The 26,100-nt window shown below is 38.0% G+C and carries 22 protein-coding genes and 2 tRNA genes; 16 read left to right on the forward strand and 8 right to left on the reverse strand.

Annotated features, from left to right (window positions below):
- Positions 1-90 precede the first annotated feature (90 nt).
- Entirely contained in the window at positions 91-975 is an 885-nt protein-coding gene (locus PVK70_RS05030) for an endonuclease/exonuclease/phosphatase family protein (protein WP_242504760.1), read from the forward strand.
- Between the two features lie 76 nt (positions 976-1,051).
- On the opposite strand, the gene PVK70_RS05035 is transcribed toward PVK70_RS05030, so the two are convergent.
- Complete coding sequence (locus PVK70_RS05035; protein WP_130047616.1) at positions 1,052-2,230, reverse strand: tetratricopeptide repeat protein; 1,179 nt, start codon at positions 2,228-2,230, stop codon at positions 1,052-1,054.
- Positions 2,231-2,620: 390 nt separating this feature from the next.
- On the opposite strand from PVK70_RS05035, the gene PVK70_RS05040 reads away from it, so the two are divergent.
- From PVK70_RS05040 to PVK70_RS05060, 5 genes are all read left to right on the forward strand, one after another.
- Positions 2,621-3,565, forward strand: coding sequence for a TerC/Alx family metal homeostasis membrane protein (locus tag PVK70_RS05040; RefSeq protein ID WP_130047615.1), 945 nt, complete (start codon positions 2,621-2,623; stop codon positions 3,563-3,565).
- A gap of 162 nt (positions 3,566-3,727) precedes the next feature.
- The gene (locus PVK70_RS05045; RefSeq protein WP_130047614.1) at positions 3,728-4,225 is read left to right on the forward strand and encodes an ATP-dependent zinc protease family protein; all 498 of its coding nucleotides are present in this window, start codon (positions 3,728-3,730) and stop codon (positions 4,223-4,225) included.
- 82 nt (positions 4,226-4,307) lie between these two features.
- Positions 4,308-4,398, forward strand: a tRNA-Ser gene (locus PVK70_RS05050).
- Between the two features lie 38 nt (positions 4,399-4,436).
- Positions 4,437-4,513, forward strand: a tRNA-Asp gene (locus PVK70_RS05055).
- Between the two features lie 1,100 nt (positions 4,514-5,613).
- Positions 5,614-6,846 carry a sensor domain-containing diguanylate cyclase gene (locus tag PVK70_RS05060; protein WP_130047613.1) on the forward strand — a complete coding sequence of 411 codons (1,233 nt, stop codon included), beginning with the start codon at positions 5,614-5,616 and terminating at the stop codon, positions 6,844-6,846.
- 10 nt (positions 6,847-6,856) lie between these two features.
- On the opposite strand, the gene PVK70_RS05065 is transcribed toward PVK70_RS05060, so the two are convergent.
- Positions 6,857-7,093, reverse strand: a complete 237-nt coding sequence (locus PVK70_RS05065) for a DUF3389 domain-containing protein (RefSeq protein ID WP_130047612.1) — start codon at positions 7,091-7,093, stop codon at positions 6,857-6,859.
- Between the two features lie 202 nt (positions 7,094-7,295).
- Here PVK70_RS05065 and PVK70_RS05070 point away from each other — a divergent pair, with 202 nt between their 5' ends.
- A complete protein-coding gene (locus PVK70_RS05070) occupies positions 7,296-8,423 on the forward strand; it encodes an acyl-CoA desaturase (RefSeq protein WP_130047611.1) in 1,128 nt (375 codons plus the stop codon).
- A gap of 70 nt (positions 8,424-8,493) precedes the next feature.
- On the opposite strand, the gene PVK70_RS05075 is transcribed toward PVK70_RS05070, so the two are convergent.
- On the reverse strand, positions 8,494-9,468 hold the full coding sequence (locus tag PVK70_RS05075; RefSeq protein WP_130047610.1) for a S1 family peptidase: 975 nt from the start codon (positions 9,466-9,468) through the stop codon (positions 8,494-8,496).
- 207 nt (positions 9,469-9,675) lie between these two features.
- On the opposite strand from PVK70_RS05075, the gene PVK70_RS05080 reads away from it, so the two are divergent.
- Complete coding sequence (locus tag PVK70_RS05080; protein ID WP_130047609.1) at positions 9,676-10,689, forward strand: acyltransferase; 1,014 nt, start codon at positions 9,676-9,678, stop codon at positions 10,687-10,689.
- 4 nt (positions 10,690-10,693) lie between these two features.
- Here the strand turns inward: PVK70_RS05080 and PVK70_RS05085 are convergent, their stop codons facing one another.
- Complete coding sequence (locus PVK70_RS05085; protein ID WP_130047608.1) at positions 10,694-11,599, reverse strand: LysR family transcriptional regulator; 906 nt, start codon at positions 11,597-11,599, stop codon at positions 10,694-10,696.
- 187 nt (positions 11,600-11,786) lie between these two features.
- Here PVK70_RS05085 and PVK70_RS05090 point away from each other — a divergent pair, with 187 nt between their 5' ends.
- A complete protein-coding gene (locus PVK70_RS05090) occupies positions 11,787-13,838 on the forward strand; it encodes an alkyl/aryl-sulfatase (RefSeq protein ID WP_130047607.1) in 2,052 nt (683 codons plus the stop codon).
- A gap of 56 nt (positions 13,839-13,894) precedes the next feature.
- On the opposite strand, the gene PVK70_RS05095 is transcribed toward PVK70_RS05090, so the two are convergent.
- Positions 13,895-14,800 (reverse strand): DUF808 domain-containing protein, encoded by a 906-nt coding sequence (locus PVK70_RS05095; RefSeq protein ID WP_130047606.1) that lies wholly within the window; start codon positions 14,798-14,800, stop codon positions 13,895-13,897.
- A gap of 145 nt (positions 14,801-14,945) precedes the next feature.
- Positions 14,946-15,827, reverse strand: a complete 882-nt coding sequence (locus tag PVK70_RS05100) for a DUF5666 domain-containing protein (protein WP_130047605.1) — start codon at positions 15,825-15,827, stop codon at positions 14,946-14,948.
- Between the two features lie 83 nt (positions 15,828-15,910).
- Here PVK70_RS05100 and PVK70_RS05105 point away from each other — a divergent pair, with 83 nt between their 5' ends.
- The 6 genes from PVK70_RS05105 (at position 15,911) to PVK70_RS05130 (ending at position 22,304) form a co-directional block, all read left to right on the forward strand.
- A complete protein-coding gene (locus PVK70_RS05105; RefSeq protein ID WP_130047604.1) occupies positions 15,911-16,576 on the forward strand; it encodes a response regulator transcription factor in 666 nt (221 codons plus the stop codon).
- Positions 16,551-17,813 carry a sensor histidine kinase gene (locus PVK70_RS05110; RefSeq protein ID WP_130047603.1) on the forward strand — a complete coding sequence of 421 codons (1,263 nt, stop codon included), beginning with the start codon at positions 16,551-16,553 and terminating at the stop codon, positions 17,811-17,813. Before PVK70_RS05105 ends, PVK70_RS05110 begins: the two co-directional genes overlap by 26 nt.
- Before the next feature lie 67 nt (positions 17,814-17,880).
- Positions 17,881-19,053, forward strand: a complete 1,173-nt coding sequence (locus PVK70_RS05115) for a YcbX family protein (RefSeq protein WP_130047602.1) — start codon at positions 17,881-17,883, stop codon at positions 19,051-19,053.
- An 85-nt stretch (positions 19,054-19,138) separates the two neighbouring features.
- Complete coding sequence (locus PVK70_RS05120; protein ID WP_130047601.1) at positions 19,139-19,555, forward strand: RNA-binding S4 domain-containing protein; 417 nt, start codon at positions 19,139-19,141, stop codon at positions 19,553-19,555.
- A 208-nt stretch (positions 19,556-19,763) separates the two neighbouring features.
- Positions 19,764-20,381, forward strand: coding sequence for an NAD(P)H-dependent oxidoreductase (locus PVK70_RS05125; protein ID WP_130047600.1), 618 nt, complete (start codon positions 19,764-19,766; stop codon positions 20,379-20,381).
- Positions 20,382-20,387: 6 nt separating this feature from the next.
- On the forward strand, positions 20,388-22,304 hold the full coding sequence (locus tag PVK70_RS05130; protein WP_130047599.1) for a monovalent cation:proton antiporter-2 (CPA2) family protein: 1,917 nt from the start codon (positions 20,388-20,390) through the stop codon (positions 22,302-22,304).
- A gap of 111 nt (positions 22,305-22,415) precedes the next feature.
- On the opposite strand, the gene PVK70_RS05135 is transcribed toward PVK70_RS05130, so the two are convergent.
- Positions 22,416-23,930, reverse strand: coding sequence for a DUF3612 domain-containing protein (locus PVK70_RS05135; RefSeq protein ID WP_130047598.1), 1,515 nt, complete (start codon positions 23,928-23,930; stop codon positions 22,416-22,418).
- A gap of 135 nt (positions 23,931-24,065) precedes the next feature.
- On the opposite strand from PVK70_RS05135, the gene PVK70_RS05140 reads away from it, so the two are divergent.
- Positions 24,066-24,629 carry a hypothetical protein gene (locus PVK70_RS05140; RefSeq protein ID WP_130047597.1) on the forward strand — a complete coding sequence of 188 codons (564 nt, stop codon included), beginning with the start codon at positions 24,066-24,068 and terminating at the stop codon, positions 24,627-24,629.
- Between the two features lie 76 nt (positions 24,630-24,705).
- On the opposite strand, the gene PVK70_RS05145 is transcribed toward PVK70_RS05140, so the two are convergent.
- Positions 24,706-26,058: a diguanylate cyclase gene (locus PVK70_RS05145; protein ID WP_130047596.1), complete on the reverse strand. Its 1,353-nt coding sequence runs from the start codon at positions 26,056-26,058 to the stop codon at positions 24,706-24,708.
- Positions 26,059-26,100: the final 42 nt, after the last annotated feature.

The following is a 26,100-nucleotide window of genomic DNA, read 5'->3' on the forward strand; positions in this document are numbered from 1 at the left end:
AAATTTGCTGCAATGTATGAAAATGAAACATTTTTTTGTGTGCTATATGCGTATTTTTTAATTAAACTGCTTGCGATTTCTGGAGGACTTATGAATCAACGAATTACTCATTTTTTTAGCTTTTTCATTCTTATTTTTAGCTCATTTTCAAGCTATGCGATCACAATTTCGACATGGAATATGGAGTGGTTAACCCTAAACTCTAATGAAAAATTTCAATCTTCAGAAAGACACCAGCAAGATTTTGAACAACTGAATCACTATTTTTCATTATCCAATAGCCAAGTTTTGGCCTTTCAAGAAGTAGATTCAATAGAATCAATTCAAAAAGTTGTTGGTAATGACTATCAAATTTTTATCTCAGATCGCTCAACAAACCCTAAAAAGCAATTTAATGACATTAATCAATACACTGGTTTTGCGATCCACTCTTCAATCCCAGTCATTGATCCTAGAGATTTTTCTCTTCTTCCAAATAAAAAAAGCAGTCGATTACGTTACGCTACTTATGTAATTGCAACCATTAATGAGCAACCTGTCCACTTACTCTCTGTACACTTAAAGTCAGGCTGCCTAGGTCAAAAGAAAAATAACTATTCATGCTCTACGTTAGAGCAGCAAACAGAAGAACTCACAGATTGGATAAATGAACGAGAAGATAATAATGAAAAATATTTAATTTTAGGGGATTTTAATCATACACTCGCTCATCCAAGAAGTTGGCTATGGCGAAATATTGATAAGCAGGCAAATAAAACACCTATTTTATTAACAAAAAACACAAAAGGTAACTGTACTGCAAAGCAGTGGAAACGAGGCTGGCCTAAATACACCACATTTACTCGTTTAATTGATCATGGTATTTCAAATATTGCACCAAACAACTTCACAGTAACTCAGCAAATTTTTAAACAATCTGATGTGAAAAAATACCAGTTAACCGATCATTGCCCGATTTTGTTTACCTATCAATAAAAGAGTCAAATAAAAGAAACCCATAAAAAAGGGACACTAATGATAAGTGTCCCTTTTTTATTGAAAAAGAAAGAGTTTAAAATTTCATATTACTGTCCATCTTTGTTTGACTAAAATTAATACTTTCTTTTTTATCGTCTTCTCTTTCTGTTGATTGCGTCATTTCTTCTGATTGTGAGTCTGTTTTTTTCACATCACTCTCTTGTGATGCTTTTTCTGATATTGAGCCGCCAACGACAAACTCATTACCATCTGGAAAATAACTCTCACGTTGATACAGTTTATCCAGTGACTTGATAATGACGTGTTTTTTTACTTTACCTTTTGCCATTTTTTCAAGAAGTGGTTTTGCCATACTTTGTAGACCAATCACAGCATCAACACCCACTAGATGTCCTACATGGTCTCGTCGAGTGGCAGCCGCTTCAATACCATTTTTTGCCGCTAACCATAACCAGATATACGCAATCGAATTACCTTTTTCGTTGGTATCTGCTCCCATCTCACCAGCAAAATATTGTGCTTTAGCGTCTCCAGCTTCGGCAGCCACCTCCAACCAATACGTGGCTTTTTTAGGATCAACCTCCACACCTCTACCTTCAGCGTACTGTTTACCGATGCGAATTTGCGCCTCAATATTATCAAGCATTGCTGCTCGTAGGTTCCATTCAGCGGCAAATTTGGCGTTTGGCTGAGGGTTTGATTCTGCCACATACCAATCCGCAATAAATAATTGAGCTGGAATATGATCTAACTCTGCAGCTTCAGTAATATAAGAAATACCTTTTTCTATGTCTGCCTCTACCCCATTACCCTGTAGATACGCAATTCCTAGTGCCAGTTTCTCTTCTGCTCCCCCTTCTTGAGCTGCAACAACTTTCGCCCAAAACTCTGATTTCTCGCGTAACTCAACATTATCACGACGACCATCACATAAGCGTATAACCGATCGCATTGCTATATTATTATCTAATTTTGCAGCCATCTCATACCAGTGCAAAGCCTCTTCAAAATTGTTCATCTCAGCTTCTTTTGCTAAAAACAATTGTGTTGATATATGCCCTGTTTGTGCTTTATATACGCGCTCTTGGCGCTCTGCTGCTCGAGCCTCTGCTAAAGCTCTACGGTACGAACTTTCATCTCGTTCTTTTTGTTGTTGCTTTTTCTTTTGCTTACCATTCGCAAAAAAGAAATTAATACACACTAACACGAGCAAAATAACAAGCCCAACGACAGCGATTTGAATCCAATCCATGCTACACCATTATTCTAAATTTTTGATATTACCAGTTATTATCGGCCTTAATGACCAAAACATGAAAAAAAATCGTGATGTATATTCAAAAAATTCACCTAGGACAAAGATAAGTTTATAAATTAATTTCATTTCACGTATTTTTTATTTGTATATTTTAAGAATGAAGATTACTATCCAGATCTTGGGGAGTAGTCACAAGATTTAATACTTAATCTTGTTCAGGTATCGTCATCCCGAAGCTTCGGCTTCCGGTATCTGTAAGTGGGCAAAGAATGCCAATCACTTTGACAAGACCAATAACCATAACGTTAATTTTATTGTTTATGGTGAAAGGTTAACTCACTCATTTTTAGCGGGATTCCTTTCACCTACCTGTAAGGAATTATTATGTCACCGTTAACTTGGGAACTTTTTGGTTTAGTTGTTCTCGCTTTATTTGCCCTTGATCTATTTCAAACAAGAAAAGAAGCACCTAGCTTAAAAAAAGCGCTTGTATGGTCACTTTTCTGGTTCATTCTTGCTTTTATCTTCTGTGCGGCACTTTATGTTTACTGGCCGTTAATGGCTCCAAACAGTAGCTACTCACCAAAAGACGCAAGCATCGCTTTTATTACTGGTTACCTACTTGAGAAAATGCTTAGTGTCGATAACTTATTTGTCTTCGCATTAATCTTTAGTCAATTTGCCGTACCTGAATCAAGCCGACCTCGAATTTTATTATGGGGAATTATTGGGGCACTTGCTCTGCGTGCAGTAATGATCTTTGTTGGTGCAGGGTTACTCGCTCAATACCATTGGATCTTATACATCTTCGCGGTGTTCTTGATCATTACTGGTGTGAAATTATGGTTTGCTAATACTGAGGAAAGCAGTGATTTCTCATCATCAAAATTGGTGAAGTTCGCTAAGAAATACATTCCATTTGATGACAAATACCACGGTCATAAACTACTTGCTAAAGTAAATGGAAAAACCATCGCAACCCCATTAATGTTGGTTGTTATTGTTATTATGTTTACTGACATTATGTTTGCTTTAGACTCAATCCCTGCGATCTTTGCTATCACTCAAGAACCTTTCTTAGTGTTTGCTGCAAATGTATTTGCACTGCTAGGCTTGCGTTCTTTGTACTTTGTACTTCAAGGTATGTTAGACAAGTTCTGTTATTTACAACCAGCATTAGCATTCATCCTAAGTTTCATCGGTATTAAGATGTTCTTGATGGGTACTGCTTATGAAGTTCCTACCATCATTTCACTATTAACCATTGTCGGTATAATTACCTTAGCGATCCTTGGTTCAATGATGAAAAACCGATCTCAAAACGCTTAATACGAACTCAGCGGTAACCAAATATGGATACCGCTGATTCATTTATTAATTTTGCATTATTCTGTCTTATTCTTTACATATCGTTGAACTCAATTCATATTTAAACGTCTATTATTAATAGATACTTCTCATTGGATAAAATTTACAATATTAAAGGCATTCATGAAAAAACTAATCCTCTCAACGTGCTTATTGTTACTTTCTACTTCTGGCTTTGCAGCGGAGTCATGCTCAAATAAAACCATTGTTGGTCAAATCGAAACCATTCACATAAAAGAATTAAACACCAATTATGAAGCTCGTATTGATACAGGAGCCGCAACCACCTCAATTCACGCCACTAATATCCAAATTATTGGCCAAGATGAAGAGAGTGAAAATATGCGTAATCACTTGGGCGATACGGTTAAATTTACAACTTACAACGAAGACGGTGAAGCAACTCAACATACCAGCCGTATCATTAAAGTAAGTAAAATACGTAATGCTCAAGGAGTAGAGCGTCGATATGCTGTAAGAATGCATTTAGAATTTGATGGTAAAGATAAAAAAGTTGCCGTGAACCTACGTGATAGAAGCAAATTAGACTACAAACTTTTAATTGGTCGTAACTGGTTAGAAGGTGATTATTTAGTCGATGTGGAAAAAAATGCAGAATAACGTTTATTTTTTATACGGTTAAGTAATTTTCTTCAAAAAGTGCTTTACATAAAAATCAAAGCTGACTATTATTCACCGCACTGGAGGGATGGCTGAGTGGTCGAAAGCACCGGTCTTGAAAACCGGCAACCGTTAATAGCGGTTCTAGGGTTCAAATCCCTATCCCTCCACCACTTTTGAAAATTCAGATAGAGTCTGGGTTTTACAAATTGGAGCGGTAGTTCAGTTGGTTAGAATACCGGCCTGTCACGCCGGGGGTCGCGGGTTCGAGTCCCGTCCGCTCCGCCAACACAACGAAGGCATTGTCGAAAGACGATGCCTTTTTTGTATCTGTCGAATACAGAAATAACCACTTTTAAAAATTCAGATAGCGTCTAGCTTTTGCAAATTGAAGCGGTAGTTCAGTTGGTTAGACTTTCTATTGGAGAGCTTAGCGGCCTGACACGCCGGGGGACGTGCTGCTCTCAAGGTGAGATAGAAAGTCCCGTCCGCTCCGCCAACACAACGAAGGCATTGTCGAAAGACGATGCCTTTTTTGTATCTGTCGAATACAGAAATAACCACTTTTAAAAATTCAGATAACGTCTGGATTTTACACATTGAAGCGGTAGTTCAGTTGGTTAGACTTTCTATTGGAGAGCTTAGCGGCCTGACACGCCGGGGGACGTGCTGCTCTCAGGTGAGATAGAAAGTCCCGTCCGCTCCGCTCCGCCAACACAACGAAGCCTTGTCAGAAATGACGAGGCTTTTTTGTATCTGTCGAATATAAAAATCACCACTTTTAAAAATTCAGATAGCGTCTAGCTTTTGCAAATTGAAGCGGTAGTTCAGTTGGTTAGACTTTCTATTGGAGAGCTTAGCGGCCTGACACGCCGGGGGACGTGCTGCTCTCAAGGTGAGATAGAAAGTCCCGTCCGCTCCGCCAACACAACGAAGCCTTGTCAGAAATGACGAGGCTTTTTTGTATCTGTCGAATACAAAAATCACCACTTTTAAAAATTCAGATAGCGTCTGGCTTTTACAAATTGAAGCGGTAGTTCACATCACTACCATTAGTTATTTCTGTAATACCATTCTGGATAAGTAGTTGTTCAGATAATTGCTTAGGAAAAATCGATTAGAACAAGGCATAAATTACAGTAACTAGTGGATCTAATTACAAAATTTATAACGCTGATATAATCGATTTTAACAAGCAAGAATGATCAAATACTTATGTAGATTGGTATAAGCCATCCGTAGATAAACCTTTTAGAATCAAACAATCTCATTAATTTCTTCTAAATTATTAATACTACAAGCATCACACTTTAATTTATGCTTTTGGGTTTCTTTATACTTAACAAAGGTATAGCATGGATGCTTGGATATATAAGCTAGGATAGGCAATGAAACCAATACATATCGACTCCACCTATGGTGTTGTTATTCATCGTAATTTCTCACCTCTTTATGCTGATGAAAAATACGCACAAATGTTTGGTTTTGAATCCATTGATGATGTAATGAATTTGAACTCTTTATTTGACATCATTGATCCAAAATTTCATTGCGCGGCACAACAAGCCTATAACGATGTAATGTCAGGTAAAGAACGGCCTAAAGTTCGTTCCTACGTAAATCAAAATGTGCATGGCGAAATATTCTCAGTACTTACTGTAGATCATGTCATTGAATGGGAAGGTCAACCCGCTCTTCAAATTACGGTTATTGATATGTCAATGATCGACCAAGCGAATGAACAAATCCTAGAGCAAGAACAAAAATATAAAGATCTTATTTGGCATTCATTACAAGGGATCCTTGTTCATAGAGATTTTAGACCATTAATGATCAACCCTTCTTTTGTTGAAATAATCAGAGCAAAATCCGTAGCTGAAGTCATGGCTCTAGATAATTTCATGCGTATTATCCCTGAACGTAACCATGATTATGCTAAAAATCGCTACCAAGAACTTATTAGCGGAAAAGTTAAATCAACAAATTCGATTGTTGAAAATATCGCATTTGATGGCGAGATACGCTACTTTCATTTATTTGAAAGTGTCATCAATTGGGACGGAGAACCTGCCGTTCAAAGCTCCATGATTGATGTAACGGAAAAGTATAATTTAGAAAGACAAATCAAATATCAAGCATCACATGATGATTTAACAGGATTGTTAAACCGCAGAGCTATTTCCGAAAAAATAACACAGAAAACGCTAGGTATATCTTGCCCTTCAAAAACATGCCTATTAATTGACATAGATAATTTTAAGCTTATCAATGATCAATTTGGTCACTATGCTGGAGATGAGGTGATTAAGCGGTTTTCTCAACAATGTAAAGCCATTGTCGGTGATTCAGGGTTAGTCGGTCGATGGGGCGGTGAGGAATTTATTGTGTTCCTACCACAAAAAGATAAAGAACAAGCCTATACCCTTGCAAAACGTATTCTTCAGGGATGTAAACAAGAACACTATGAGTTCTCAGGAAATAAACATACCGTTGCCGTAAGTATTGGTATCAGTACTTGTTCATCTAAGCATTGTCATATTGAAGCTCTAATCCAAGACGCAGATAACAACATGTATCAGGCAAAACAACAGGGTAAAAACCAAATTGTTATGCCTGAATAGATCATATAGATTAATAAAACTCGATAGCAATACCCAATTCCTGGGCAAGTATCTCTAATTGCTCAGCATTATCGAGTTTAATTGACCACTTCATACCACTTCCTACGGCACTTATTACATTAACCCCACCAATTAAAGTCAGTGCGTCTGTTTCAGCCTGCATGGTTACTCTTGAGGTGTTATTAAGCCTCACTACCATCTCGTGTGGATTTACAATTATATCGCCTTCGGAAAACGTAACTTTCATTCCCTACTTCCCAATTTTAGAATGCCTACAACCTCAAATTATACTCTTTTCTCTGATAGAAAGTGCTCTTTTACACCATACTCGTTATCTCATATTTTTTGCTCATCACATTTGTTACATATTCATCACAGCCTTTTCTTGACTATAATATCGGCACAAACTATTCTAGCGCACAACTGTACGCTTAAATGGAATATTTATTATGCATCAAGGATCAAAACCACCTATTATTTGGTTAAATGTATTTATATTTACATCAAGTTTATTACTCGCTTTAGTCGCGGCTCCTCTTTATGCCTATTACAATGGCCTAGGCAGTGAACATTGGATCTGGCTATTAGTCGCTTTCAGTTTTTGTAATCTATCTATCACAGCAGGTTACCACCGTTTATGGTCGCATAAAGCCTACAATGCTCATCCAGCCCTTCGTTTTATTTTTGCTTTAGGTGGTGCGTTCGCACTACAAAATAGTGCACTACATTGGTCTTCTGACCATCGTGTTCATCATCGCCATGTTGACAATAACGACAAAGATCCTTATTCAGCCAAACGTGGTTTTTGGTTCTCTCACATAGGCTGGATGCTACGTCACTACCAACCTGCCACTTATAATGATTATGCAAACTGCCGTGATCTACAAAAAGACAATATAGTCATGTGGCAACATAATCATTACGTGCCACTTGCTCTACTAATGAATATAGGAGTTCCTGTATTACTTGGCGTGATTTACGGAGACATTATCGGCATGCTGCTTGTAGTTGGTGCTGTGCGCTTGGTATTGAGTCACCACACCACTTTCTTTATCAACTCACTTGCTCATATCTGGGGTTCCCAGCCTTATACTGAAAAAAATACCGCGCGTGATAATGGCATTTTAGCTGTATTTACTTTTGGTGAGGGGTACCATAACTATCATCATATTTTTGAGAACGATTATCGCAATGGTATTTACTGGTGGCAGTATGATCCGACAAAGTGGTTCATCAAAAGCTGTTCATGGTTCGGCTTAACAGACAAACTTCGAGTAAGTCCGCAAGCAAAAATAGAGAAAGCTAAAGCCCTTATGTTACGTAAGAAAGCGGAAGATAAAATTGCATCTCTCCATAATTATCATGTCGTTAAAGAACATTTAGAAGCAGAGTATGATGCGCTGATTGAACGTATGTCTGAGTATTATGATTCTAAAAAGAAACTGCTTGAAAACAAAAAGAATGCATTATCAAAACAATATGAATTAGCATTACTTCGTGTACAGCATAAGCAGATCAAACTGCAATTTGAGCAGCAGAAAAAAGCATGGAACTCTCTGGTTCTACAATATGTTTAATCGTTTTAGACGTAAAAAGGACAGCTTATAATTGGCTGTCCTTTTATATTATTGATATGAATATAAAAAATTAAGAATATTTACGGCGATATAAACTAAACAAAGCCAATGAAAGTAAGCTACCAAAGCCAAGAGTGCCACCAGAGCTATCACTTAAATCTGTCGCTGTTCTTGTTGCTGCTATTTCACCGCTCTGCGCTTTACGTATCCAATCGGCATATTGACTAACATCGGTAAAAACGGACTGAGCAGCTAAAGGGTCCCCATTAGATTGATTAGGTTGACCACAAATACTCGGCCCAAAACTAACAATTCCTATTTGTGTTTTTACGCCATTATTATCCCAAACTAATGGACCACCGGAGTCACCCTGACACGTTGCAGTCACTAAATTACTATCATCAAAAGAGCTTCCTTTTGTACATATCTGCTTATCTGACGTCGTAAAATTAGTCCATACATCACAGTCAAGAGGGTTAACATACTCAACTTCAGCTTTCAAAAAATCTAAATCTGCATTTTGAATATTTGAGTCTAAACGACCATAACCAATAATCGTAAACTTCTCATTAGCAGAGCGGTAACCTTGCTCAGAAAGATCACTTAATTTCACTTTATGGTTTGTAGAATAAGTCGGGAGAGGCTCTGATAGCTCAAGCACTGCTACATCATTAAGTAACGTTGAGTTATTATAATCGCGTGGATAATAAATATTTTTCACTGAGACTCTTTGAACAGCAAACATCTCTTGTGCATTATTAGCCTCTATGGCAACTTTCATATTTCTAATACGGTAAGAAGCCACATCATAAACGCAATGTGCTGCCGTTAAAATATGAGTACTATCTAATATGGAACCACCACAAAATGGATAAATAACCCCCGGTTGACTCTCATATTCAAACATCAGAGACGCCATGAATGGGTATTCAGCTACATTTACAGGCTCCCCTCCAACAATATATGGGGTGATATTAATGTCTTCTGCTTGTAGAGCAAAAGAGCACAATGATAGTGGTAATACTAAACCAAGAACTGCTTTCATCTTTATTCCTTGATACGCAGATAATATATGTTGACAATATAACAGCAAGTTGTTTCAATTTTATCTCATACTTGTTGTTTTATCATCTTCCGTAACATTTTACGTTGCAGTTAACATATTTCAATGTCCTTACATAAATTAGACACTTTATAGCGATATTTAAAGTACAACTAAGCTAACCAAAATAAATAATGAGTAGGAAATACGATGGGAAGAGTTTTCTTTTTTGATTTACTAAGATGTATTGCCGCAGTTGCAGTCGTGGCGATCCACGTATTAGCTCCCTATCGACACGAGTTAAATGCCATCCCTTTTAATGAATGGGCAACGGCGGTTTCTGTAAACAGTTTAAGCCGCTGGGCTGTTCCTGTTTTTATTATGATAACCGGCGCATTAATGCTCAGTGACAAAAGAGAATTTGACGCCTCATATTATGTAAAAAAACGGCTTGGTAAGGTTTTTGTTCCTTTTCTTTTCTGGTCAGTTTTTTATGCGTTATTTTCAGGATTAACTGCGCAAGGTTATGACTTTGAAGCAGCAAAAAAAGTTCTTATCGATCTGCCTTTTGAATACACCTATTACCACTTAGGGTTCTTTTATTACTTTATTCCACTTTATATTGTTATCCCGTTTTTTCGAGTGATGGTTCAAAAAATGGATAACACCGCTCTCTTTTCACTTATTGGTGTGTGGTTACTTACTACCTGTTTCTTTCTTGTTAAATTTGAAGGGTTCTGGAGCACAGAGATCTGGTTGTATAGTGGTTACTTACTGTTAGGCTATGCGTTATACCAACGAGTTTCATTAACTAAAACGAACACCATAATCGCACTGTTAATTGGTATTACAGCATTAGTAACGACGGTTTATATGGTGATAAGCCAAAGTCTGCTATTAGGAGAATATACGGTAGGTAGATGGTTATCTTATAAGACCATAAATACCGTTGCAGCCGCTGGAATGCTGTTTTTTGTTTGTCGCTATTATGGTGAATCACTTTCAGATAAATCACGTAAAATTATTGGGTTTATCAGTACCTACAGTTTAGGTATTTACTTACTTCATCCATTATTTTTATGGCCAATGAAAAATTACGCTTGGTACCAAGGACACAATCCGATGTGGGTTATTCCTGTTTGGGTTGTCCTTAGTGGTGCTGGGGCACTTGGCTTAAGTTGGTTACTTTCTAAATCCAAGAAAACAGCCTGGCTTGTGCCTTAATTTATTAACCCTGTTCGGCTGTGATGATTAGTTGTCGCAGCCATTGATTCGCTTTGTTGTTTTCAAATTTCGTAGCCCAAAGCATATGGATTTTTGTTGCTCGTACAGGAAAAGGGACATCCAATAGTTGCAAGCCAAAACTCTCTTTATACTGAGAAATCAAACGAACCGAATTAATACCAATAACATCCGATTGAGCAACACACGCCATCATTCCCATCATAGAAGTATGTTCACTGCCCATTTTACGGTTCGGCAATGCCTCTTCAGCTAAGTAGTCTGTTATTGTTTGCTTAAAACGACGAATGTTTAAAAACGCATGATCTTCTTCAAAAAATCGATCTCGAGTAATAGTTCCTGATATTCTTGGATGACCGCACCGTGCAATACAACATATTTTATCTTCTGATACCACCATGCTTCTCAATGACGACTGTCTTGGTTTCATCACATCCAATGCCAAATCTACTTTCTCTAACATCAAGGCATCAATAATCTCTTCTTCATTACTCGGTAACTCTCTTAATGTCACCGTAATGTCACTCTCTTTAAGCAATGCTTTTAATCGTATCTGCAACCGAGGTAATACTGACTCTAACGCATAAATAGAAAAGGTACGCTTCGATGTCTTAGGATCAAATGCCTCACCTTCGTCACCGACATTTGTTAAAACCATAATCGAAGGCTCAACTTGTTTAAACAAACTCGCACCATAATTTGTCATCTCTATGCCACGACCTGAACGCACAAACAATTCTCTGCCTAAAGATTCCTTTAAACGACGAATCGCATTACTCACCGACGACTGCGTTAAATCAAGCTCTTCTGCCGCTTTAGTGAATGAACCCGTTTGACATACAGAAACAAAAACTCGTAATAAATTCATATCGAAATCTTTTTGCTTTGGCATTTTCTGCTCCCTTCGATTCCTGCAATTAAACCGATCAATCCATTTATATTATAAATATCAAGTATACAGTTTTCTCTATTTTTTAAATATATAGAGATCACTAATATAGATTCCAGCACTGAGGCAAAGCATTAATTCCTCATATCATTTTATTATTCAGTTCTAATTTACTTACACAGGTGGATTTATGAAAAAGACGATTTTAGCTGTTGTTATCTCATCAATATCTTTAGGTTCAATCGCAACAGAGCACAACCATGAACACTTTAGTGAAATTGGTAAACAAGGCGGCAAACCAGCAACCAAAACAACCATTGAGAAAAATGACGCTTTCGCAAAAACATTAAACTTTTCTGATACTCGTGCTTTTGAAAATAATAACAAAGGTCTCATTGCTTCATTCGATAAAAAGACCGGTGACATTATCCGTAATAGCTTTGACTTTATCGACCCATCTGTAGCTAACGCTGATAATGCACCTGACTCAGTAAACCCATCTCTATGGCGACAAGCCGTTTTAAACCAAGCAGCTGAAGGGTTATACGAAGTAATTCCAGGTAAAATATACCAAGTTCGTGGCACTGATTTAGCTTCAATATCTTTTATCCGAAGTGATAGTGGTTGGGTCGCTTATGACGTATTATTAACACGAGAATCAGCAAGCCAATCATTAAAATTCTTCCAAGAGAATGTACCAGAAGGTGGTGACTTACCTGTTGTTGCCATGATCTACTCTCACTCACATGCCGATCATTTCGGTGGTTCAGCAGCGATTAAAGAAGCCTTTCCTGATGTGAAAGTGTATGGTTCAAAACACATAACCAAAGAAATTGTTGATGAAAACGTATTAGCAGGTAACGCGATGTCTCGCCGTACCGCTTATCAATACGGTGCGACACTGAATCGTCATGAGCATGGCATAGTTGATGCTGCGTTAGCTAAAGGCTTATCAAAAGGCGCAATTACTTACGTACTGCCAGATTACGAACTCAACCATAACGAAGAAATTGAAACCTTAGTTATTGATGGGTTAAAAATGCAATTTATGGATGCTTCAGGTACAGAAGCGGCATCAGAGATGATTACCTACATTCCAAGTATGAAAGCGTTATGGTCAGCAGAATTAACCTACCAAGGCATGCATAACCTTTATACGCTTCGTGGGGCAAAAGTACGTGATGGACTAAAATGGTCTAAAAAAATCAATGAAATGCTAGTGACATGGGGAGAAGACACCGATGTTCTGTTTGCTTCACATTCTGCACCTGTATGGGGAACAGACGAGATCTCTGATTTCTTAAAGATGCAGCGTGATGCCTACGGTTTTACGCATAACCAAACTCTACGTCTAGCGAACAACGGTGTTGTTTTACAAGACATGGGTGATGAAATTTACACAGTAATGCCAGAAAGCATCCAAAAAACGTGGCACACCAATGGTTACCATGGAACCTATTCTCATAATGCTCGTGCCGTTTACAATATGTACTTAGGCTACTTTGACATGAACCCTGCAAACTTAAACCCACTACCCGTAAAACCTGAATCGGCAAAGTTTGTAGAATACATGGGTGGCAGTGAATTAATTCTAGAGAAAGCAGAGGCTGACTTTGAAAAAGGCGAATATCGCTTTGTTGCCACTGTTTTGAATAAAGTTATCCAAGTTGAACCAAAAAACAAGGATGCTCGTGAATTACTAGCAGACACGTACGAGCAACTAGGTTATCAATCAGAAGGAGCTGGCTGGAGAAATATTTACCTAACAGGTGCTCAAGAGCTGCGTGTTGGCACACTGCCTGGCGCACCAAAAACTGCATCTCCAGATGTTCTTGCAAACATGACGGTTGAAAACTTATTAGATTACCTGGCAGTACAAGTGGATTCAGTAAAGGCTCAACACACACCATTTACATTAAATGTGATTCTGCCTGATAACAAAGAAACATACTTTGTGGAAATGTCTAACGGTAACTTAAACAATATTTTAGTAGATAAAGCAATGAAAGCCGATGCGACACTATTCATTAACCATGTCGATATCTCGCAAATTTTACTAGGGAAAACCACATTAGTAGAACTGATTGAAAATGGAAAAGCAGGGATAAAAGGCGATAAGTCAGTACTACAAAAACTGACAAGTTCACTAACTCATGCAGATGAAAGCTTTGAGATTGTTCCTCGTCCAGAAAAAGGTGAAGAGGTAGATGCAGAATTATATGAAAACACTCATAAACACTAATTACAAAGTATAGTAAGATCTAAACAGCCGATGTATAACACATCGGCTGTTTAGTATTACGCTCTGATTTTATGGTATAAACTCATCACAGTAAGAAGAATAAAACCACTTACTAGCCCTACTACCCCATTTCCAACGGTTGGAAATGTCACAGAAACATAAGGAATAGTAGGAAGTAAACTAACTACGCTTTCTAACGCATGGTGAACAAATGGAAGACTGTGCACCACAATGCCACCACCAACTAAGAACATAGCGATGGTGCCAACGACAGTTAAGAACTTCATTAACTTTGGTGCCATTGCAACTAAGCTATTCCCAATAGAGCTCATCACGCCTTTTCCTTCACTTTTACGTTGAAGATAAAAGCCTAAGTCGTCCATTTTTACAATGCCAGCCACCAAGCCATAAACACCAATCGTCATTAAAATAGCAATTAAACTCATCACTAACACTTGAGTTAAAAACGGATGTCCTTGTACCGTACCCAAAGCAATAACAATAATCTCAGCAGACAAAATAAAATCGGTGCGAATCGCGCCTTTTATTTTCTTCTTCTCGTAGTCTTCAATATCTTCTGGCGTCGTTTGTTCTTCTTTTTCATGTGCTTTTTGAGCATCATGGTGATGAAAGAATTTTTCATGTACCTTCTCTGCGCCTTCAAAGCAAAGAAATAAACCACCAATCAATAATAACGGAGTAATTAGCCAAGGTGCGATTGAACTAATTAACAACGCTGCAGGAACCAAAATTAGCTTGTTTCGAAATGAACCTTTTGCCACGCCCCACACAACAGGAATTTCACGTTCTGCTCGTACACCAGACACTTGCTGAGCATTAAGCGCCAAATCATCACCTAATACGCCCGCGGTTTTCTTTGCCGCAACTTTTGACATCAAAGCAACGTCATCAAGTACTGTTGCGATGTCATCTAACAACGTTAATAAACTTAAGCCAGCCATTTTGTTTCCTTTTTAATAATTCTTTTGAGTTCTCATTAAATAGTAAGCCGAATTTATCAATTATGATGACTTATTTTTTAGATAAGGCATAAAAGCAAAAAACCACTGACTTATAAAAAGCAGTGGTTTCTAGTAATCTTACAAATTAATCAAATTCGATTTCAGCTGCTTGTAGTTGTCCAGCATTATTAATCAAATCAACATCAACTTTTCTGCCTATTGCTAGATCAGATTTAATGCCATCTTCAAAGCGAGTATTTTCAGTAATAGCGACAACTGTTTTACCATTTAATGTCATTGATGTTTTATTAGTATTAATAGCGGTTACATAACCTTCTATTTCGGCATTTGCTAAATCTAAACCATCTTCAACATCAACTTCATAAGCTGAAAAATTGTTAGCACTATCATATCTACCTTCAATTTCAACCCAAGCGCCTTGTTTTAATTCATGGCGATCCTCAGAATCAATATTGTTGTTTGAATAATTAACAGACAGTGTCCCTATGTTAAAAGAACCAAATGTTGGAACAGATGTAATTCGACCTTCATATAAATCCAGTACTGGGATTGAGCCAACTTCATAAGCTGCATTGATCTGCCAATGTTCATGTTGATCAACATAGCCAAACAACATCGCTCTTTTTCCTTCAAGGGCATTGCCAGTAAAGTCTTTTTTCGTATTGAGTACTTGTCCATTAACCGTAATTGTCGTCGATGTAACCTCGGTTACCATACCCACAATTTCAGGATCAATATCTACTTCATAAGCCACACCATCGTCATATTCAATGTCGACTTGCATACCTACATCAAGCTCTGTTGAATTAACATAATGACCATTTAACTCAATACGAGCACTCGCTAAACTTAATGGCATTGAGTTAACTGTCATTGAATCATTGCTTTGATCAACCGACTCAATTGCTCCGATATATGAGCGTGAAGCACGGCTATCGCCTGAATCATCCGATCCACAGCCAGATAACATTGCAGTTCCTAATAATAAAACAGCGACTTTTTTCATTTTTTTACCTAATTCTTATAATTAATTGTATTCAATAAGGGTAAGATAGCGTAATGAGTGTGAAGGATTCGTGAAGAAGAAAAATGAAAGTACTAATTGTTGAAGATAACCATCATGTTGCAGAAACAATCGCTGACTACCTAGAACTGGTCGGTATCGATATTGATTGCGCTTACCATGGTGTCGCCGCAATAGAATTATTAAAAAAAGAGAGCTTCGATGTTATCGTTATGGATATCATGATGCCAAAACTAGATGGGATCAGCACCGTTGAAACATTACGTAATGATCACGCCTGCAGTACCCCTATTCTTTTCTTAACAGCAAAAGACACCTTAGAAGATAAAATTCACGCCTTTGAAGTTGGTGGTGATGATTACCTTGTAAAACCATTTGCAATGGAAGAGTTGCATATGCGTTTACTTGCTTTATCTAATCGCGGTCGACGCACTGATATTGGAAAATTGACGTTTGAAGATATGGAAATGGACGTCAAAGCAGGCACTCTATATCGCCAAGGAAAACTCATTAAATTGGCACCAATTCAGCTAAAAATCATTGCGTTATTAATGAAAAAAGCGCCTGACATTGTCAGTAAAAACGAACTTGTAGAGCACGTTTGGGGAGAGGAATCTCCGTCAAGTGATGCATTAAGAAGTCATTTATACACCATTCGAAACGCCGTAGACAAAGGCTTTGATACACCACGACTAGAGACCATTCATGGAAAAGGTTACCGACTTAAATAATCACTCGCAGCAGCCGAGCTTTTTTAAAAAAATCCGTTGGACATTTGCCATTCTAACCTTTCTAATGTTTGGGCTTTTCTGGGCAGTTATTTATATTGCAGAAGATCAGTTAGAAATCATTAGTTTACACCACTGGTTAGATACAGAAGCCAGCCAATACACTCGAAAATACGCTCAATTAGGTAAAGATACCCCATTACCTAATGAAGAAGAGTTTTCTACGTATTGGAGTAAAAGAGAACATCCACTTTGGCTTAATAACTACAAAAAAACGGGGTTATATGAACAACTGCTAGGAACAGAAGATAAGCACTTTATTGTTATCGACCACCCATCGGGTGATGGACTCCTCTATATTCTCTTTCAAGATGATGCCGATGATTACCTCGATGAGTATGAAGCCAACTTGCATTACATTACTGTTGGTTTAGGCATTATTACGACTATTTTAATGGTTTTATATGGGATTTACTTTGTTCGTAGTATTTCAACACCTTTACGACATATTCAGCACAAAGTAGATTTAATGTCACCAGAGCACCCAGACTTTACTATTGACACTAAATACCAAGAAACCCAAGATATTGAACGTTCCTTATTAAAAAGTAAGCATCATATTGCCCAGTTTTTCACTCGTGAGAAAGAGTTCAGCCGCTTTGCTTCTCATGAATTACGCACTCCTATCATGATTATTCAAGGATCTGCAGACTTACTTGCAAAGGTACCAGATCAACCTAGAGTCGCGCTCAAAGCAATTAATCGGCTACATCAAGCGAGCGAAGAGATGACGCTACTTACTGAAACTTTTTTGCTATTAGGTAAGCAAGAAATTGAAGCACACCACTTCCATAATTATCAAATAGAAGAAATTTTAAAAACACAACTTGAACATCTACAGCCTCTATTCGCAAAACAAGAGATGGGTGCTCAACTAACGATTATTGAAGGTGAACCTTGCCTTGCTCCGAGCAGCTTTATAACGGTTGTGATCAATAACCTAATAAAAAATGCCTTTAGCTACAGCGTGGGCGACATTCAAATAAGCCTAGATAAAAACCAGCTGTGTATCATCAATTGTCATGATGGTAACGACACCTACAATGCTGGCTATGGCTGCGGCTTAGTTATTGTTGAGCGGATCTGTGAACGAATGACTTGGGAATTTGATATACAAAAAACGGAGAAAGATTTCATTACTACCGTCACCTTTAGCTCATATGATCTTTCAGAGTCATAATGAATAGATAATAGACAGTAAAATAAAATAGACTTTGATACACTTTACGTAAATAACTGAACAAAGAATGGATGCTATCGTGAGCCAAATTAATTCAACGCCAAATTTATCAAACATCAATGTATTCCCTGTAAAATCAATCGCAGGGATTTCGCTATCTACTGCTCAAGTTGAAAAGCAAGGCTTACAATGCGATCGCCGATTCATGGTTGCATCATTAGATGGAAAAATGATTACCGCTCGCACTCATCCACAAATGGTAAAAATTAAAGCCATTATTGAACCTGATGGGTTAATCCTTTGTTACCCAGGGTTGATTGATCTACATTTCACCTTTAATGAATTAGAAATGAAAGAGATCGATACAACCGTTTGGAGTGATACTTTTACGGCTTACTCCACGACAAAAGAAGCCAATCAGTGGTTCACTTCTATTTTAGGCACTGAAGCACAACTGCTATTCTCTGGCGAGCAATCCAATCGTATGCGTGAAAAAATTCAAACCAACGTGAGTTTTGCCGACGGTTACCCATTGCTAGTGATCAGTGAAGCCTCTCTTACTGAACTAAATAAACGCAGCAGCAGTCATCATACTATGGCTCAATTTCGTACTAACTTAGTTGTTTCAGGTAATGAAGCTTTTATTGAAGATTCTTGGAAGCGTATTCGTATTGGGGAGGTTGAATTTGAAGTGGTTAAACCTTGCCAGCGCTGCATTTTAACGACAGTAAATCCAAATACGGCTCAGTATCACCCAAATAAAGAGCCATTAAAAACCTTCTCAACATTCCGTGCTGATGATTCTGGTAATGTGTATTTTGGTCAAAACCTCATTGCTAAAAACGAAGGGACGATTAACGTCGGTGATAAGATCGAAGTATTAGAAACCAAAGAGAAAGAATACTATTCAGATTCAACCTCTACCGTTGCAATTCAACAAGTCACAGTAGATCCAATCAACGTAACAGAAGACACTAAATCAGAAGAAATTACCATTAGCTTAAATGGAAACCTGTTTAAAGGTAATACACAAGCCCCATTATTGAACCAAGCGGAAGCAGCAGGGCTTAGCATTAATAATAGTTGTCGTGCTGGTTTATGTGGTGCTTGTCGAGTCACTTTAGAATCAGGTGATGTTGAACAAGAAGATTCCCCTGCACTCAATCAACAATTAAAAGATGCAGGAATGATACTGGCTTGTTGCTCCGTCCCTAAAACTGACATTGAAGTGGTTGATTGATTTTACCTTAATTGCAAAGAAAGGCGCTAGGACGATGCCTTTCTCTCAGTTACAATAGTCACAATTCGTAATTAAAGAGATCCTCATGTCAGATCAAGAAGAATTTGAAGTAGAAGCGATTGGCGTTGAAGTAAATGTTCAACCTATCGAACTCTATAAAGTATTAAAAATTGCTAATGTTGTGAATGGCGGTGGTGAAGCTAAGCACATGATTAGTGAAGGCTATGTAGGTGTAAATGGCGAATTAGAACAACGTAAACGTCGTAAAATGTATGATGGGGATGTTATTGAATTCAATGAAGAATATTACGTTGTTATCTGTGATACTCCTGTTGGTGAGCTGCCAGAAATTGAAGAGAAACCTCAATTTATTCCAGTAGAACCTGAATATACAGAGCCAAAGCCTAAAAAAGCGAAAAAAGAAAAGAAGAAGAAGCAAAAACCAGAAATTCCAACAACGGTTGATCCAGAAAGCGGTCGTCGTTCAATTAACTTCTTCTAATCCGATACTTTATAAGCTCCTCTCTTCAAGGAGCTTATTCTCTCCTCTACCTCTCTTAATAAACCGATTAGTTCTTGGGTTTACTCATATCTGTATTGCGATCATAAATCTTTCATCCGTTCTGCATACCCATTAAGCCCCTTTTATTGCTATGATTGTAAAGTATTCAAGATTCACCTTATAAACTTAGTAAAAACAAAGAGGTTTTATGACAAAGCAACCCAAAAAAGTATTGATATTATTTGCTCATCCTTCTCAACATCGTTCAGAAGTGAATGTCTCTCTAATAAAGGCAGCAAAGAAAATCGATCATGTCACCGTGGTTGATTTGTATCATGACTACCCGAAATTTAATATCGATATTGATAAAGAACAGCAACGCTTGCTTGAGCATGATGTCATTATTTTTCAATTTCCACTTTACTGGTATTCAACCCCCGCTATCTTAAAAGAATGGCAGGATATGGTACTTGAATACGGATTCGCTTATGGGACAGAAGGTAAATCGTTGGAGGGTAAAATTTTTCTCTCTGCCATTACTGCTGGAGGTAAAGAAGAAGCTTATCAAACTAATGGTTATAACCAATTTACCATTCGTGAGCTTTTACATCCGCTTGAACAAATGGCGTCTTTAACCCATATGGAATACATCGCACCATTAGTGTTATTTGGTGCTCGAACTGCGCTAGAAGATCAGCGTGTAGAAAGACACACAGAACGATTTAAAAACTTACTCTCTGCGTTAATTAATGATCGCGTGGATATTTCAGTGGCAAAAACCTTACCCAAGCTAAACCATTCATTTGATAAATTTATTAAGGATTAACGCATTATGACGGGATATTTTTTACAAGCTTTTATCTATCTCTTTGCCGCTGTTATTGCTGTTCCTATTGCTAAACGTCTTGGTCTTGGGTCTGTACTTGGCTACTTAATTGCTGGGGTGGTTATTGGCCCTATCATTGGCTTAGTGGGTGAAGAAACAACAACTATTCAACACTTTGCTGAATTTGGCGTAGTAATGATGTTGTTTCTTGTCGGCCTTGAACTTGAACCCAAAATGCTATGGGGAATGCGTAACCGCTTAATGGGGTTAGGTGGCTTACAAGTGGGAGGAACAACTGCCATTGTCATGGGTATAGCTCTGTTCTTTGGTCAGCCTTGGACCATCGCCCTCACCATCGGTTTAATCTTCGCCCTCTCATCAACCGCGATTGTATTACAGACCTTTAATGAGAAAGGGCTAGCAAAAACTGAAGGCGGTCAAAATGCCTTCTCTGTATTATTATTTCAAGATATTGCCGTGATCCCAATGTTGGCTTTTATTCCATTATTGGCATTGCCTGAATTAATAGAAAAAGCACAGTTAGCCGCAGCAACTGCTGCAGAACACCATGATGAAATAAGCATTGTGGCGGGATTACCGGGCTGGGCTTATGGTTTAGTGATTACCGCATCGATTGCGCTTGTTGTAGTTGGTGGTCATTATCTTAGCCGCCCACTGTTTCGCTTTGTGGCAAGCTCAGGCCTACGTGAAATATTCACCGCAACGGCATTGATGCTTGTGATTGGTATTGCTGCTCTTATGAGCTTAGTAGGGCTATCACCTGCACTAGGGACTTTCTTAGCTGGCGTGGTATTAGCAAACTCCGAATTCAGACACGAACTAGAATCGAATATTGATCCATTTAAAGGACTATTACTCGGCCTGTTTTTCATTACCGTGGGTGCAGGGATCGACTTTGGCATTCTGTTTGATGACTTCTTCACTATTATCGGTTTAACGATTGGGGTAATGGCACTAAAAGCCGCGGTTCTATATGTTTTGGCCTTAATATTTAAGATCAAAAACAGTAATCGTTGGTTATTCACGTTAAGTTTGGCTCAAGCCGGTGAGTTTGGATTTGTACTATTGAGTTTTACGGTTCAAAACCATGTATTACCACCAGAAGTCGCACAGCCATTATCATTAGTCGTTGCTCTTTCTATGTTCTTTACGCCGGGATTATTCATTCTTTTTGATAAAGTGATCTTACCTCGCTTCGAGCAAAAATCAAATGATAGAGAGTCGGATAACATTGACGAAAAAGGCACAGTGATCATCGCTGGTGGCGGTCGATTTGGCCAAGTAGTCAATCGCTTCTTAGTATCAAACCATGTAAAAACCGTTGTGCTTGACCATCAAGCCGATCAGGTTGATTCATTACGTCAAATCAATACTAAGAGTTATTTTGGGGATGCCACTCGTCCTGATCTACTGCATACGGCAGGGATTGAACATGCTGCAATGTTGGTGGTTGCCATCGATAACCAAGAAAGCAGTGTTGAACTGGTTAAGTATGTTAAGCACACTTACCCACAAGTAAAAGTGCTCGCTCGTGCTTACGATAGAGGCCATTCTTATATGCTTCGTTGTGCTGGTGCAGATTTCATTGAATCAGAAACCACCCGTTCAGCACTTGAAATGGGTGCAGAAGCCATGCGTGGATTAGGTCAACACCCATTCCATGTAGAACAACAAAAAATAGCGTACAAAAAGGTCGAGAATCAAAGCTCTGATAAATTATATCAAGCGTGGTTAGATGATTCAGAAGGCGAGCGATTTGATAATAACTATCGTAAATTGTTTATTGAACTTGAAAGCACAATTAAACATGCCATGAGTAAAGATCGTTCTGATAAACACAACCAATCAGAGCGTGCATGGACACCACCACCCAAAGGCTACGCTGATGATCTTGATGAATAATCAAATGATACCAATTCCATTAATTATCTGATCATTATTACTGGTCAAACATCTCTACACAAAAATGCCCTATTCTCACTGACTAGGGCATTTTATTTAAAAAAAAACGTTCTAATCTTTACAGTCAGAATAACAACTTGGTTTTCTTGGGCAAACAGCACCACGAGAACAAATTACTCTCGCATCCGTTTCTAACCCACGCTCAATCCAATTAATATTTAATATCTTAGCGACACTAATTAACTCTCTTTTTATTCCTTTTGCTATAGGGCTCTCACCACCATTTTTTACACATGCTTTTTGTAAATCACGAGCTAATGACACCGCGTCTTTTCCCTGAGCTTCAATTGCCGGATTCAAATCAATACCAGCGCATAACACGCGATTATTACCTGCAGGATCAGTCATATTTACCGATTCACAACAATAGATACGAGGTTCGTTATTTACATTAAGAATCGATATTTGTGCCGAACTCCCTTCTTTTGGCTCAGATAATCGGCGAAATACCGCCCAGTGATGACAAGGATCATTTACTTGTTTCATATTTCCCCAAGGTAAGGGAATACCATTTCCACGATAAACCGCTTTCAATTTCCCTGGTGCGTACGCATCAAAATAATGCCAATGAGGATACGGAGAGACCACAGTCATTCGTCTCATCGCCACAGAAGGAGAAACCCCAGCTAAACGATGTGCATCAATCTCATAGCCATAACGGTCTAATAACTGCCTAAAGGGAACTCTTGGGCACAATAAAGCGCCGGCAAAAAAGCTAGACTCAAAATCGCGCCATGCATGTAAAATATCTTGCGCGTTTAATGAACTATCTGTGTGGTGTATTTCATCATCAAACACTCGATGGCTACCCACAGACAAAGAACTCTTCAAACCTTCTTTGTTATGTAAAACACAATGACCAATGTAGACCGCTAAATCGTACTTCAATCGTGTCGGGTGATGCTTTAAGACTTCATTTAGATAGACTGTACAAGGTGGTTCAAAAAAAGAAGTCAGTAGTTCTTTGCCATTAACACCAAACTCATCGACAACGGATTTTGGCGTATCTTGTACCCATTTCAGAGTTAATCCATGAAATGCCGCCAAGTCCATCATCTGTTCGACACTTAATGGTAATTGTTTCTGCCCTACCTCTTCTGCTGCTCGTTCTAAATCAGGAAAGTGATTTTGATTATTTTCTTGATGGGCTCTAATAAGAAGATGTGCGAATTGACGACCAGTCACTCCTGTTTGGTTCAGCATTTCAGGGATCGCTATTTGAAGAATATCATTAGAGAATAAAAAACTCGGTTCAAGTGCCATACCGCTGATCCCACCTCTACGTCCCTTATCTGGCGTAATGGCTTGTGCTTCTGGCTCGCTATCTAAGAACCACGATGACTCTTTTTGAAATACCGTAGCGATAACTTCCAACATATCAGCGCTGGGAACCCGCTTTCCTCTCTCTATCATTGAAAGATAAGAAACCGATGGTGAATTCTCAGGATCAACTCGAATACAGCGAGTGGAGAGATCTTCCATCGTTAAGTGATTGCGTTTTCTCAGATTTCGAATTTTTGTTCCAAGAAAATGACTTTGTCTAATAATACTTTTTGACTGGCGCATCTTGTAAAATTCACACTGTTAAGTTTTTGTTGTGAAATTGTAGTAAATATTAAGCTAAGCTTCAATACAAGTAAGCAAACAACTCTGACCAGTGTGACTTACTTATCTTTCAGGACGAAAATTGAGGGCAAGACTATGGCTATCACAATTATAAACAACACGAATAAGGCACAACAAGAAACTCCGTTTATGGCTGAAGCTGTCTATGCCGTAGAAACGATGGATACCAGCAAACGAGAAGAAAAGCAGAATCAAATTAAGTCTCTACTTGATCAACTATTCCCTTTAACTAAAGGCTCACACAAAGACGTAACTAATTATCTGCTAGATTACCATCACTTAGTGGTTTTCTTTAAAGATGGTGGATGCAGTGGGTTACGTAACCCAGGAAAATTTGTTGCTTTTACTGGCCATCGCTCATCACCTAATACCATTCTTTTAAAAGACAACAGCGGTAGCCATGTAGAGATCATTTTTGGTCATCATGAACCGGGGAAAAACACTTTGGTAACTATTGAAGATATTGAGATGGAAACTTGTACGACCTTTACTCAAGACTTTGGTCTAGCAGCCATGCGTCATTGGATTAGCCTACTAAAGCGTGATGAAAAATCAAATCATAAAGCACATAGAGAAGATAAAGAATACACTGCAAAAAATGGGGATGATTATCAATTAGCGTGCTGCTTTAGCATTTAATACAAACTAAAAGAATAAAGGCCACATTAACTAATGTGGTCTTTATTGCATCTCATACAAACGCACTATAGCTAATTCAACTAACGATTTTATTAAAATACATACTGCGATCCGCCTTATGCAGTAAATCATCCGCAGACTCCATTTTAGTGTCAAAACAACTATAGCCAATGGTTGCATTCACATTAAAAGAAATGTCTTTATAAGCTATCGGCTCATTACTGATCTCATATTTGATTTTATCTATAATGAAGTAAATATCTTTCTTCTGGTGGAGCCTTGGCAAAAGAACAAGATATTCATCACCACCAATACGAGCGACGACATCATTACTTCTTAGCGCAGTCACTATCCTTTTTGCTACTTCTCTTAATACCTCATCTCCCGCAGCATGGCCGTAGGTATCATTAATATTTTTAAACTTGTCTAAATCTAAATTCAATAATGTAAAAGGCATTCCTTGCTTTTTAGATTTAGAAAATAAAGAATTTAATGTGTACATGAAGTATCGACGGTTAGGTAACTGAGTCAGTTCATCCTCGAAAGAACGACTTGTTGCCATAACATACAATCTAAAAATAATCGCAATAGACAGCAATGCTAAAACGAAAAAAGAATAACCTACTAACCGAATAATATTAATTCGATACCAAGGATAGACCTCATTTAGTTTTTTCTCTTTAATGGCCATTTGCCAACCACCATAGGGAAGCGTCACTGTCTCAGTAATGATAGGGTTATCGAATATCTTAGGGTTGCCAAAAAACACATCGCCTTCAGCCCCTTTACTGTCTCTTCCTCGCATTGCGAAATGATATTTGGTTTTTAAATCAAAAATTCCAGACTCATAAAATAAGCCATCAATATCAAGGACAATACTAATTGACCCCCAATAGTTTTGATTATAAGGAGGATCAGTAAATACTGGCATTCGGGCAACAAAAGCACTTCCACCTTGAATTAAATCAACAGGGCCAGCAATAAAAATAGTCTCTAAATTACGTGCTTTTTGTACCGTTAACCATTGATTCTGTATGCTTCTAAAATCAAGACCTAAAGCTTTAACGTTCCCTTTTAAAGGGTAAACATATTTGACTATATCATCAGGGGCGATTGCCAAATGCCTAATATTTAAAGAATCTCGATACAGTTCTGCTGCAATCAGATCCCATTGTTTAATCGTAGAGTGCGGGTTAACCGTAAGTAATGTAGATAAGCTATTAGCATAATAAATATCAGAATAAATAAAGCTTTCTAAAGTCGCCCTTACGGTAGCCAACTCAGCTTTAGACTTACTATTAACTTTGTCTTTCAAATACCTATTTTGTTTTATATGTAAATCTTCAACCATCCAGATAACGACAAAAATACAACAACTTAGCAGCATTATAATTGTAGATTTTTTAGCTAAAAATAGTTTAACCTTCATTTCTGCTCTCTATCTGAAATACACCTGTTAACACAAAACTGA

This window comes from Aliivibrio sp. A6 (genome assembly GCF_028765505.1).
GTDB lineage: Bacteria > Pseudomonadota > Gammaproteobacteria > Enterobacterales > Vibrionaceae > Aliivibrio > Aliivibrio finisterrensis_A.